Origin of the sequence: Pseudomonas sp. S4_EA_1b (assembly GCF_016307435.1) — a bacterium.
GTDB classification, from domain to species: Bacteria; Pseudomonadota; Gammaproteobacteria; order Pseudomonadales; family Pseudomonadaceae; genus Aquipseudomonas; species Aquipseudomonas rhodesiae.
The window spans coordinates 44,617-57,494 of record NZ_JAEILC010000005.1; the positions used below are offsets into that span (position 1 = coordinate 44,617).

Here is a 12,878-nt window from a genome sequence, read left to right on the forward strand (position 1 = left end):
AGCGGCCTTAGCAAATGACCCGAATACTCAGCCTAAAGTGCCGTGATGACGAAAAAAAGTCAGCGCCATGACGTTTCTGCACTTGAGGATTAAACGTAGCAGCAGGTCGGCGATTTAGCCCAGGGAGGCAGTGGAGGCACTCGCCGCTACGGGATCAGCGTCGATCCCGTAGCGTGTTGATTACTGTGCAGGCGTAGGCAGCGGGGGAATGGCTTCTGTCGGCGCGGGCAGGTCGGGATTGGTCGGCGCGGGAGCAGGCGTAGGTTCTGGCGCGGGGGCTGCTTCGGGCGCCGCCTGAGGCGCAATCGGCGCGGGTTCTGCCGGTGGAGCGAGCGGTTGCGAGGCGGCAGGCACAGCAGGCTGATCCTTGGGAGCCTCGACTTTCTCGGCGGCCGGTTCGGTTTTAGGCTCCGGCACCCCCAGTTCAGCCTTCGGCTTCTCCGGAATATGCTCGGCCTTCTTCACTTCCTGGGGCAGGAACACGTCCACCAGCGCAAAGTAGCGCTCATAGAACTTGGGCGCGGACACCGTTTCACTGGCGACCTTGACCATTGAGTCATCGGTGGAGCCGATCGGCATCGACACCGAACCCAGCACCCCCACTCCCAGGCTCGCCGAGTTGTTGACCTTCTTCAGCGCGTAGCGGTCCTGCAAGGCGTTGGCAAACATCGTTGAATGTTTCTTGCCTTTGCCGTCGTCGGCACACACCACGTTGAAACTGATCTGCAAATGGGTTTCGCCACTCTGCTGGAAGCTCTTATTGCCCACCACCAGTTTTGGGTCGCTGCTGGTGATGATGTAGCCCTGGCTCAGCAACGCACGCCGTGCGGCTTCGCACGCCGCCACATCGCTGACCGGGTAGTCCCGGGAAAAGGTGCCGGAATCGTCGAAGTTCTCATGTTCATAAATAGCGGTCTTGGGTGACGAGCAGCCCGCGGCGCCCGCCAACACCAACGCCAACCCGAGGCTGCGCAAGTGAAATGATGTCGACATTGATAATCCTGAGGAAAACGATCTGGGCGGTATTGTGCAACAGAACGAGGGACTGGCGCGCGTATTCCTGTCGGTAAAACGTCACAGGTTGACTACGCCCCCCTGAACGAACGCCCACGAAAAAGCCCCCGGACTTTTCAGGCCGGGGGCTTCTTGTTCAAGCCGGCATCAATATTTCTTGATGTCAGCCTTGGTTTCCAACTGTTTACGGTAAGCCGCGAAGTCCTGTTGACCGACACGGGAAGCGAGGAAGCGGCGGTACTGCGCCTTTTCTTCGTCCGATGGAGCGGCGGCTTCGTTGACACCGTTCAACCGCACGATCATCAGGCTACCATCGGCCAGGGTCACGGTGGTGAAGGTCGGCTTGTCCTTGGACGCAGGTTTTGGCATGCGGAACAAGGCTTGCAGCACGGCAGGATCAATCCCTTCCTGGCCACGGGTAGCCGCTTCGGTAACTTTCCACGCCTGACCGTCAATCGGCTGGTTCAGCGGGGTCTTGCCATCACGCAGACTGGCAATCAGCTCGTCGGCATGGGTCTTGGCCGCCGCGCTGGCGCGCTCCTTGGTCATCTGTGCACGGATTGCCGTGGCAACGCTCTCCAGCGGCAATTGCGCTGGTTTGCGGTGCTCCTTGGCACGCAGCACGATGATGGTTTCAGGGTCCAGCTCGATGGCGCTACTGTTAGCGCCTTCATCCAGCACTTCCGGGCTGAATGCGGCGGTCACCACTGCCCTGTTAGCCGCGACCCCTTCACCGCCGTCACGGCCAAATGGCGCCGAGGTGTGCACAGTGAGCTTGAGGTCAGACGCCGGCTGAGCCAGGTCGGACGCTTCGAATGCCGCATCCTCCAACTGCTTGGTGGCTTCGACGAAACGCTGCTCGACCTGCTGAGTCTTTAGCTCGCGGGTCAGCTTGTCCTTCAAGCTGGCGAAAGTCGGCACTTCAGGTGCTTCAACCCCCAGCAGCTTGATCAAGTGCCAGCCAAAGGTGGTGCGCACCGGTACCGAGACCTGGTCTTTGTTCAAAGCGTACAGGGCGGTTTCGAAATCCGGATCGTAAACGCCAGGGCCGGCGAAACCGAGGTCGCCGCCGTTGCTGGCCGAACCAGGGTCCTGGGAGAACTCCTTGGCCAAGGCTTCGAACTTCTCACCTTTGGCCAGGCGTGCCTGGATTTCTTCGATCTTCGCTTTCGCCTGAGCGTCGGTGACCTTGTCGTTGACTTCAATCAGGATATGCGCGGCACGACGCTGTTCAGCGAGGTTGGCGATTTCCTTTTGATAAGCCGCCTGCAGCTCGTCGTCCTTGACGTTGACCTGATCAAAGAAGGACGACTTCTTCAACTCAAGGTAATCAATGACCACTTGGTCAGGGGTCATGAACTCTTTGGCGTGCTGATCGTAGTAGGCCTTGACCTCCTCGTCGGTCAGCTTCACCGCTGCAGGATTGGCCTTGATGTTGACGGTGGCGAAATCGCGGGTCTGTTTCTCCAGACGGGCAAAAGCCAGCACCTCGGCGTCGGTAACGAAACCACTGCCGGCAATACCTGCGCGAACCTGGCCGATAAGCATTTCTTGCGTCAGCATCTGACGGAATTGCAAACGGGTATAGCCCAGCTGACGAATCACCTGATCAAATCGTTCTGGACTGAATTTGCCATCCACCTGGAATTCCGGTGTCTGCAGGATCACCTGATCCAGCGCGGCTTCAGAGAAGCCAAACTTGGAATCGGCGGCACCTTGCAGCAGCAGCTTGCGATCGATAAGGCCCTTGAGGGCCGCCTCGCGCAGCAGTTTTTCGTCCAGCAGCGAAGCATCGAAATCTTTGCCCAGCTGTTGCATCAGCTGGCGCCGTTGCATGTCGACGGCCTGGCTCAGTTCGGTCTGGGTGATGGTTTCACCGTTGACCTTGGCCACGTCCTGCTTGGTGTTGGTCGAAGCCTGGAAAATCGCTTCGATACCGGTGAACGCCATCAATGCGACGATGATCCCGATAATGGTCTTGGCAATCCAGCCTTGTGAATTGTCCCTGATATTTTGCAGCATGCGTCCCCCAGAAACGGTTGAACTTCAAAAATTGGCAACCGTGGAGCGTGGGTAGAGTCCGGATAGAAGAAAGGCGCATCCGAGGATGCGCCTTCTCGTAACTGGCGGAGCGGACGGGGGTTTGAACCCACACCCCCGGCGTGGCGACCCAATGGATACGTGGGTCAGCTGCCGCTCCGCTGCCAGGCCAGACCTGCGTCTGACCCGGGTAGGTAAGGCTTGATCGAAACTTAGTTGACGGCTTCTTTCAGGGCTTTACCGGCTTTGAAACCTGGTTTCTTGGCAGCAGCGATTTGCAGTGCTTTGCCAGTCTGTGGGTTGCGGCCAGTGCGAGCTGGGCGGTCAGTCACAGAGAAAGTACCGAAGCCTACCAGTACCACGGAGTCGCCGGCCTTAAGAGCGCCAGTGACGGATTCGATTACTGCATCCAGCGCACGGCCAGCAGCAGCTTTCGGGATATCAGCGGATGCAGCGATAGCATCAATCAGTTCCGACTTGTTCACTCTAAGTCCCCTTATATATCTATTGAGTATGATTCTAAGTTTTTTGGTGAAAGCAAAAACCAGTGCTGAATGGCCTACAGACACTTAAGAGCCGCTTTATAACAAGGGCTCTAAAAAGCTGTCAAGGAAGCCTCCAGGCTTATTCGCATTAATGCGTGCTAATTCTTTCCTTGGAATCAGACTCTCGTTTTTCGTCCTTAGCAACTATCTCCGGGGCCACATCCGGCAAGGGCTCCGGCGCGTATTGCAGCGCAATTTGCAGGACCTCGTCAATCCATTTAACGGGTTTAATCTGAAGATCTTGCTTGATATTGTCAGGAATTTCCTTCAAGTCGCGAACATTCTCTTCAGGAATGATCACGGTCTTGATTCCACCCCGGTGCGCGGCAAGCAATTTCTCTTTCAGACCACCAATGGCCAATACTTGACCACGCAGAGTAATTTCCCCGGTCATGGCTACATCAGCGCGTACCGGAATACCGGTCAATGCCGACACCAGCGCGGTGCACATGCCCACGCCGGCGCTTGGACCATCCTTCGGGGTTGCCCCTTCCGGCATATGGATATGGGTGTCGTGCTTCTCGTGGAAGTCCAAGGGGATCCCGAGGCTCCGAGCGCGGCTGCGCACCACGGTCTGCGCGGCGGTGATGGACTCGACCATCACATCCCCCAGGGAACCGGTCTTGATCAACTGGCCCTTGCCAGGGATCACGGCAGCTTCAATGGTCAGCAGCTCACCACCCACCTGAGTCCACGCCAAACCCGTCACCTGCCCGACCTGATCCTGCTGTTCAGCCAGCCCGTAACGGAATTTGCGCACGCCCAGGAAGTGCTCCAGGGAGTCGGACGTGACCTTCACCGCGAAGCGTTTTTCCAGAGCATGCTCTTTGACCGCCTTGCGGCAGATCTTCGCGATCTGGCGCTCAAGCCCCCGCACACCGGCCTCGCGGGTGTAGTAACGCACGATGTCGCGAATCGCTTCGACCTCGAACTCAATCTCGCCCTTCTTCAGGCCATTGGCCGATGTCTGCTTTGGCGCGAGGTACTTGACCGCGATGTTGATCTTCTCGTCTTCGGTGTAACCCGGCAGACGAATCACCTCCATCCGATCCAGCAGCGCTGGCGGAATATTCATGGAGTTGGAGGTGCACAGGAACATGACGTCGGATAAGTCGTAATCGACTTCGAGGTAATGGTCGTTGAAATTGTGGTTTTGCTCAGGATCGAGAACCTCGAGCAAGGCCGAGGCCGGATCGCCACGCATGTCGCTGCCCATCTTGTCGATTTCATCGAGCAAGAACAGCGGATTGCGCACGCCGACTTTGGTCATCTTTTGAATCAATCTTCCTGGCATCGAACCGATATAGGTGCGGCGATGGCCACGAATTTCCGCTTCATCCCGCACGCCACCCAGGGCCATGCGGACGAATTTACGGTTGGTGGCATTGGCGATGGATTCGGCCAGAGAGGTCTTGCCCACGCCAGGCGGCCCAACCAGACACAGCACCGGCCCGCGGATTTTCTTCACGCGCTTCTGTACGGCGAGGTATTCAAGGATGCGCTCCTTAACCTCTTCAAGGCCGTAGTGGTCGGCGTCGAGAATGTCTTCGGCGCGGGCCAGGTCCAGGCGCACCTTGGTCTGAGCCTTCCACGGCACCTGCACCAGCCAGTCGATATAGGAGCGCACCACGGTGGCTTCGGCCGACATCGGCGACATTTGCTTGAGCTTGTTCAGCTCGGCGGTGGCTTTAGTCAAAGCATCTTTAGGTAGACCCGCGGCATCGATGCGCTTTTTCAGCTCTTCGATTTCGTTGTGGCCTTCCTCGCTGTCGCCGAGCTCTTTCTGAATGGCCTTCATCTGCTCATTCAGGTAGTACTCACGCTGGCTGCGCTCCATCTGCTTTTTAACGCGGCCACGAATGCGCTTTTCAACCTGCAGCAGGTCGATTTCAGCATCCAACAACGCCAGCACATGTTCGACGCGAGCCGGCAGGTCGATGATTTCGAGGATGTCCTGCTTCTGCTCGATCTTCAGCGCCATATGGGCAGCCATGGTATCGACCAGGCGGCTGGGTTCATCAATGCTATTAAGAGAAGATAGGACTTCAGCCGGGACTTTCTTGCCCAACTGTACATACTGCTCGAATTGCGAGAGCAGACTGCGTACGAACACTTCAGACTCGCGCTCCGGGGCCTCGATCTCATCGATCAACGCCACCTCGGCACGTAGGTGGCCATCCACCTCCATGAAGCGTTCCACCGCGCCGCGTTGCTCGCCTTCCACCAGCACCTTGACGGTGCCGTCCGGCAGTTTGAGCAATTGCAGAACAGTAGCAACAGTGCCGACCCGGTACAGGGCGTCTTCGCCTGGATCATCATCAGCTGGATTTTTCTGGGCCAACAGCAGGATCTGCTTGTCGCCCGTCATCGCGGCCTCGAGGGCTTCGATAGACTTCTCGCGCCCCACGAACAGCGGGATAACCATGTGCGGATAGACGACAACATCACGCAACGGCAGGAGAGGCAATTCGATGGTGGTCTTCATGATTTCGCCTCTATGACAGTTCAAAAGTAAGCATGAAGCCAAGATGGGGGCTGCATGCAAAAAAAACAAGCTTATTGCCGGCAGTTAAACGCAGTAAAAACCTACAAAAAAACAAAGGGGCCCCTGGAGGCCCCTTTGTCTGTACCGAAACCGCGAAACGCTTACGCGTCTGGCGCAGCCTTGGCAGCCGGCTCACTGTTTTCATAGATATACAGTGGCTTGGACTTACCTTCTATAACGCTTTCGTCGATCACCACTTTACTCACCTCGGACTGCGAGGGGATTTCATACATGGTGTCGAGCAACACACCTTCGAGGATCGAGCGCAAACCGCGCGCACCGGTCTTACGCTCCAGTGCCCGCTTCGCTACAGATTTGAGCGCATCGGTACGGAACTCGAGGTCTACTCCTTCCATTTCGAAAAGCTTGGCGTATTGCTTGGTCAGGGCGTTTTTCGGCTCGGTGAGGATCTGAATCAGAGCAGTCTCATCCAGCTCATCCAACGTAGCCAGGACCGGCAGACGGCCGACGAATTCCGGGATCAGACCGAACTTGACCAAATCGTCAGGCTCGACTTCACGCAGGGACTCGCCCACTTTCTTACCTTCTTCCTTGCTGCGCACTTCCGCACTGAAACCGATGCCGCCACGGGTGGAGCGGTTTTGAATAACCTTTTCCAGACCGGAGAACGCACCGCCACAGATGAACAGAATATTACGCGTATCAACCTGAAGGAATTCCTGCTGCGGGTGCTTGCGGCCACCTTGCGGCGGTACGGATGCAACCGTGCCTTCAATCAGTTTCAACAGCGCTTGCTGCACACCCTCGCCGGACACGTCTCGAGTAATGGACGGGTTATCGGATTTGCGCGAAATCTTGTCGATTTCGTCAATGTAGACAATACCCATCTGGGCCTTCTCTACATCGTAATCACATTTTTGCAGCAATTTCTGAATGATGTTCTCGACGTCCTCGCCCACGTAGCCAGCCTCGGTGAGGGTGGTCGCGTCAGCGATGGTGAAGGGAACGTTCAGCAGGCGAGCGAGGGTCTCCGCAAGCAGGGTCTTACCCGAACCTGTAGGACCGATCAGCAAGATGTTGCTCTTGCCGAGTTCGACCTCTTCACCTTTCTTGTCACGCTGATTCAAGCGCTTGTAGTGGTTGTACACCGCTACGGCCAGAATCTTCTTGGCACGCTCTTGACCGATCACATACTGGTCAAGAATGCCGCTGATTTCTTTGGGCGAAGGCAATTTATGCGCGCTGCTTTCGGCCTGGGCTTCCTGCACCTCCTCGCGGATGATGTCATTGCACAGGTCGACGCACTCGTCGCAGATAAAGACCGAGGGGCCGGCAATCAATTTGCGTACTTCATGCTGGCTTTTGCCACAGAAGGAGCAATAGAGCAGCTTGCCGTTGTCCTCGCCGTTGCGGGTGTCAGTCATTCGTTCGATCCAAATCCGATAGGCTTGCAACACAAGATGAAGGCTTATGCGGGCTTTTTCAAGCCCGCCGATGATCGGCTACGCCGACCCACCTTATTTTGAGCGGCTTATATTATGCGGGGCGGTGGTCAATCACTGCGTCGATCAACCCGTATTCACGCGCCATTTCCGCACTCATGAAATTGTCACGGTTGGTATCACGCTCGATTTCTTCCAGCGTGCGACCACTGTGCTTGGCCATCAGCGTATTCAAACGCTCGCGGATGAAGAGGATTTCCTTGGCGTGGATCTCGATATCCGACGCCTGACCTTGGAAACCACCCAATGGCTGGTGAATCATTACGCGGGAGTTCGGCAGACAGAAACGCTTGCCCGGAGCACCCGCAGTCAGCAGGAATGCGCCCATGCTGCACGCCTGGCCGATACAAGTGGTCGACACGTTTGGCTTGATGAACTGCATGGTGTCGTAGATCGACATGCCCGCAGTCACCGAACCACCCGGCGAGTTAATGTAAAGATGGATGTCCTTGTCCGGGTTTTCCGCTTCAAGGAACAGCAGTTGCGCGCAAATCAGGTTGGCCATGTAGTCCTCTACCGGACCAACCAGAAAGATCACTCGCTCCTTGAGCAGGCGCGAGTAGATGTCGTAGGCGCGTTCGCCACGAGCGGACTGCTCGACAACCATCGGGACCAGGCCGCCGGCGGCCTGGATATCAGAGTTCTGCTGAATATAGGAATTACGGAACATGCTCTGCAGTTACTCCCAAATAGTCATGTCTTGAAAACGCATAAGCCAGCGCGAGGCTGGCTTATGGTTGTATTTCCAACGAGTTGGACAATCAGTCGGCTTGTGCTGCTTCCGCCGGTTTGACTGCTTCTTCGTAAGAGACCGCTTTATCGGTCACCTTAGCCTTCTGCAGAACAGTATCCACAACTTGTTCTTCAAGCACAACCGAACGTACTTCGTTCAGCTGCTGGTCGTTCTTGTAGTACCAAGCCACGACCTGCTCAGGCTCCTGGTAGGCCGAAGCCATCTCCTGGATCATTTCACGAACGCGATCTTCGTCAGGCTTGAGGTCGAATTGCTTGACCACTTCAGCCACGATCAAACCCAGCACTACGCGACGCTTGGCTTGCTCTTCGAACAGCTCGGCAGGCAGTTGATCAGGCTTGATGTTGCCACCAAACTGCTGAACGGCTTGAACGCGCAGGCGATCCACTTCATTGGACAGCAGAGCCTTAGGTACTTCGATCGGGTTGGCGGCCAGCAGACCGTCCATGACCTGGTTCTTCACCTTGGACTTGATGGCCTGGCGCAGCTCACGCTCCATATTCTTGCGAACTTCGGCGCGGAAACCTTCGATGCCGGTTTCTTTAATACCGAACTGAGCGAAGAACTCTTCATTCAGCTCTGGCAGCTTAGGCTCGGAAACGCTGTTAACGGTCACGGTGAACTCGGCGGTTTTACCGGCCAGGTCCAGGTTCTGATAGTCAGCCGGGAAGGTCAGGCTCAAAACGCGCTCTTCGCCGGCTTTAGCGCCAACCAGGCCATCTTCGAAACCAGGGATCATGCGGTTGGAACCCAACACCAGTTGAGTGCCCTTGGCAGAACCGCCAGCGAATACTTCGCCGTCAACCTTGCCAACGAAATCGATGTTCAGTTGGTCTTCGTTCTGGGCGGCACGCTCGACCACTTCAAAACGGGTGTTCTGCTTGCGCAGGATTTCCAGCATGTTGTCGAGATCGGAATCAGCCACTTCAGCGCTCAGGCGCTCGATAGCGATACCCTCGAAGCCGGCAACTTCGAATTCAGGGAACACTTCGAATACGGCTACGTATTCCAGGTCCTTGCCTGCTTCCAGGGACTTAGGCTCGATCGAAGGCGAGCCGGCTGGGTTCAGCTTTTGCTCGACAACGGCTTCGTAGAAAGAAGCCTGAATGACGTCACCAACAGCTTCCTGACGCGCATCGGCACCAAAACGACGCTTGATTTCGCTCATCGGCACTTTGCCTGGACGGAAACCAGCGATCTTGGCCTTCTGGGCAGTCTGCTGCAGACGCTTGTTGACCGCAGTCTCGATACGCTCTGCCGGCACGGTGATGCTCAGGCGGCGCTCGAGAGCAGTAGTATTTTCAACAGAAACTTGCATGGATATTCCTCGTTGCACAGACGTTAGCCGGCCATTTCCGACCCCAATGTCGGGTAGAGATGGGCCATTACTGACCCACCTCCCCCTAAGAACCGTACGTGCGAGTTTCCCCGCATACGGCTCGGGCCTAATCAAAACCCCCGGTAAGGGGAGCCGGTTTGTTCACTGTCAATCCGCGAGCGTGTAGCCGCTGGTGACAAAGGGGGTGCAATAGTACCCGGTTATTTAGGGAGTCTCCACCGCCTTTTGTGCGGTACAGAATGTGGTGATCATGCCACCCCGTCTCCTTCGTAATCGGCAACTTACACATCGGACACAATCCTTTCTGACTCTGGAAAAGGTTCAAGATTTGCTTACGGTACGCCAGCCTTTTGAGCATCTGTTCCATACGCCTTTTCTCACCCATTTTCTCCATAGAAGGATCGAAGGGGTTGTACTCCCCACTTACCTTCTTGTGTCGCTCAATCGGAGTGCTCGCTAGCGAGTACAACTCGATCGTTTGCATCTCTCCCTTGTCATTCATCGTCGCGGTAGCAAACACCCCTTTCCGCCCCTTCATGGGTTTGAAGTACTTCGCTCCTATCCACTGGAGTGTTTTCTTAGGGTGTCGCCGTTTTGCCCAACGCCATAGAGCCAGAAAGATCATGTAATCCATGCGGCTATACGCTTTCTTGGCTACCACAGGCTGGTGATAGAACGCCCAGCCTCGCAGTATCGGATTCAGCTGTCGGATCAGATCCTCCTGCCTTACCGTTTTGTTGGTACTGATGACCTCCCTTACCTTGCTATAGAACGCTTTCACGTTTTTCTTGCTTGGCTTGATCAAAAGCTTCCCATCGTACTTGCGGAAATTCCAACCTAGAAAGTCAAAGCCTTCCTTTATATGGACGACACGCGTCTTCTCGAGTGACAGCTGCAGCCCCCGTACCGCGAGGAACTGCTCTACCCAAGGTCTGACTTCAGTTTCCAGAACCTCTCTCGAGGTTCCAGTTATCACAAAGTCATCCGCATAACGCACCACATTGATTTTCAGCTTCTTGGCCTTTGTCACACCCAGGTGTTGCTTAAGTTGTGACTCCAGCCCATCCAGTACCAGATTCGCCAAGCTGGGCGAGATAATCCCGCCCTGTGGCGTGCCGGCATCCGTTGCCTGTAGCTGGCCTTTATGAATCACGCCAGCTTTCAACCATTTTCGGAGAACCACCTTATCCGTTGGGACGTTGGTGATAAGCCAATTATGATTGATATGGTCAAAGCAGCCTTTGATGTCCGCCTCCAAAACCCATTGGGCCGAAACCCTCTTGGATAGGCACACGAACAATTGCCCCATTGCATCCGCCGTAGATCGCTCGACCCTAAAGCCGTAGCTGTTTGGATCACCGGTGGTTTCTGCGATGGGCGCCAGAGCAAGCAAATACAACGCCTGCATTGCCCTGTCCGTCATGGTCGGAATGCCCAAAGGGCGCTCCTTTCCATTTGACTTCGGGATAAACACACGCCGTAAAGGCCGTGGCTTATAACCGTGGCGCTTCAACCCATTTGCCGCATTCCATTTGGCATTGGGTGTATCCCAGAGCACGCGGTCGACTCCCGCCGTGCGCTTACCCTGATTTTCAGTGACTCGCCGTACGGCCAAGTATCTGGCCGAGCGTGAGCGGGTCAGCATCCGTTGCAAGGCTTTCACCCTGCGCCAGTTGCCTTCCCGACAAGCCTTCGCAATCCGTATCTGCATCGCCCGAACATTCCGCTGAACACGCCACCAATCGATGTCATGCCATTGTTGCGGAGTGCCGGAAGGCGCAGACACGGCCAACTGGCTACGCTCTAACATGCTGCCTTCCTCTCAAGTTGCCCTAAGCGAAAGACGCGCACATCCCCTGACGGGAATGGACGCTCCCGCCAGGGTTGGATTAATAGAAGATCCGTTACAGCTGGATCTCTAGGTTTATTGAGACAGGTTCACTCAGAGTTCATGCGACGAAAGACCACGCAGAAGTCTGCCCGGTTTCCCGTGGAGCAATGTTCCAGCCCCTATCCGAGCCATTACAGCCCGACGTTCGCTTTCTCTGCGATCCCATACCCGCACAGCCAACGGATCACCTTGCGGCTCACCTGCCCGAAGGCAGCTATACGGGCTTACCACGTTCCCTGCCCGTCACACGACTGGGTTAGGGTCTGCCTATTCGCCGGCGACCTTATGTGACGACGTGTTCCGACCCTTGACCAGAACAACCGGTCGCATCACCTTTTTTGGTTAATGCCTATCAGCAGATTAGGCACCGTAATGCTGACGACGTTTATTAGCAGTTCACTTGTGTTACCCATACCAGCCAGCCTAGCGCCTCAACCCGGTACTGCTCCGAGCATCTGCGCTCCGCCTCACGGCGAAGACACACCCATACGGGGGCTACATTGTTGGAAGAGCTTCACACCCCACCGTTACCAGTGACGCATGTCTTCCTAGGCTATCGTTGGTCGCACAACGAGTCCGCTGCCACTCCAGACAGGCAATGGTTGGACAATGACAGACAGAGCTTTCGCTCATGTCTCCGGTTTGATGTGAACAGGGACTGCCGAAGCAGCATGCTCAAAGAATTGTTACCTCCTGTTTCAAAAGCAGGAGGGAACCCCAGCGGGGATTCTCTCCCGCATGGGTTTAGCCCTAAATAGGGCTGATGTGTAGTAGGCGCTCCAATACCGTAAGATCCGGTATTGTGGTCGAGCCTCCGAGCGCTAATCGACCTTGGGTTTGCCACCGCCGCTGCGGCAAGTCCTTGAAGGCATTGGACTTCTGGGAGGGTTTTGCTTCTTGGGATTGGGCACCCAAGCTCTCGGCTCTCTTTCGAAAACCCTTCAAGATGACTCTACACCTCGAAGTTTAGGAGACACGCCACGCGTGTCGCACCAAGGGCATGCATTCTAGTGGGTCAAACTCAAGAAGTCACCCTACTGGAAATATGCTCGCAAACAGCCGGCAATTTATCGGCACGAGAGCACTGCTGCACCTCGCCCCGCTGACAAATACAGCCAATCATGCCAGGGCTCTGTGCCGCCTCTTCTATATATAGGAGAGGCCATCACTTCCATCCCTGACACTGCGACCCGGTAGCTACGGCCGCCCACGATCCGAACCGCCAAAACCAAAAAAGGCGCCAGACTGTTAAATCTGGCGCCTTTCGAATATGGGGTGGACGAAGGG

Annotated in this window: 8 protein-coding genes; all 8 read right to left on the minus strand. The window is 55.9% G+C overall.

Annotated features, from left to right (window positions below):
• Positions 1 to 180: 180 nt before the first annotated feature.
• Positions 181 to 993 (minus strand): DUF2242 domain-containing protein, encoded by an 813-nt coding sequence (locus YA0848_RS01395; RefSeq protein ID WP_034098847.1) that lies wholly within the window; start codon positions 991 to 993, stop codon positions 181 to 183.
• Positions 994 to 1,161: 168 nt separating this feature from the next.
• Positions 1,162 to 3,036 (minus strand): SurA N-terminal domain-containing protein, encoded by a 1,875-nt coding sequence (locus tag YA0848_RS01400; RefSeq protein WP_034098848.1) that lies wholly within the window; start codon positions 3,034 to 3,036, stop codon positions 1,162 to 1,164.
• 230 nt (positions 3,037 to 3,266) lie between these two features.
• Entirely contained in the window at positions 3,267 to 3,539 is a 273-nt protein-coding gene (locus tag YA0848_RS01405; RefSeq protein ID WP_003174819.1) for an HU family DNA-binding protein, read from the minus strand.
• 148 nt (positions 3,540 to 3,687) lie between these two features.
• Entirely contained in the window at positions 3,688 to 6,084 is a 2,397-nt protein-coding gene (lon, locus tag YA0848_RS01410) for an endopeptidase La (RefSeq protein ID WP_034114270.1), read from the minus strand.
• 161 nt (positions 6,085 to 6,245) lie between these two features.
• On the minus strand, positions 6,246 to 7,529 hold the full coding sequence (clpX, locus tag YA0848_RS01415) for an ATP-dependent Clp protease ATP-binding subunit ClpX (protein ID WP_034114271.1): 1,284 nt from the start codon (positions 7,527 to 7,529) through the stop codon (positions 6,246 to 6,248).
• Between the two features lie 112 nt (positions 7,530 to 7,641).
• A complete protein-coding gene (clpP, locus tag YA0848_RS01420) occupies positions 7,642 to 8,277 on the minus strand; it encodes an ATP-dependent Clp endopeptidase proteolytic subunit ClpP (protein WP_034098854.1) in 636 nt (211 codons plus the stop codon).
• 91 nt (positions 8,278 to 8,368) lie between these two features.
• Positions 8,369 to 9,679, minus strand: a complete 1,311-nt coding sequence (gene tig / locus YA0848_RS01425) for a trigger factor (RefSeq protein WP_034098856.1) — start codon at positions 9,677 to 9,679, stop codon at positions 8,369 to 8,371.
• A 127-nt stretch (positions 9,680 to 9,806) separates the two neighbouring features.
• A complete protein-coding gene (ltrA, locus tag YA0848_RS01430) occupies positions 9,807 to 11,510 on the minus strand; it encodes a group II intron reverse transcriptase/maturase (protein WP_057711249.1) in 1,704 nt (567 codons plus the stop codon).
• Positions 11,511 to 12,878 lie beyond the last annotated feature (1,368 nt).

Coding starts and splice junctions, on each gene's coding strand:
- YA0848_RS01395 (WP_034098847.1), bottom strand. CDS start 993: ATGTCGACATCATTTCACTTGCGCAGCCTCGGGTTGGCGTTGGTGTTG.
- YA0848_RS01400 (WP_034098848.1), bottom strand. CDS start 3,036: ATGCTGCAAAATATCAGGGACAATTCACAAGGCTGGATTGCCAAGACC.
- lon (WP_034114270.1), bottom strand. CDS start 6,084: ATGAAGACCACCATCGAATTGCCTCTCCTGCCGTTGCGTGATGTTGTC.
- clpX (WP_034114271.1), bottom strand. CDS start 7,529: ATGACTGACACCCGCAACGGCGAGGACAACGGCAAGCTGCTCTATTGC.
- clpP (WP_034098854.1), bottom strand. CDS start 8,277: ATGTTCCGTAATTCCTATATTCAGCAGAACTCTGATATCCAGGCCGCC.
- tig (WP_034098856.1), bottom strand. CDS start 9,679: ATGCAAGTTTCTGTTGAAAATACTACTGCTCTCGAGCGCCGCCTGAGC.
- ltrA (WP_057711249.1), bottom strand. CDS start 11,510: ATGTTAGAGCGTAGCCAGTTGGCCGTGTCTGCGCCTTCCGGCACTCCG.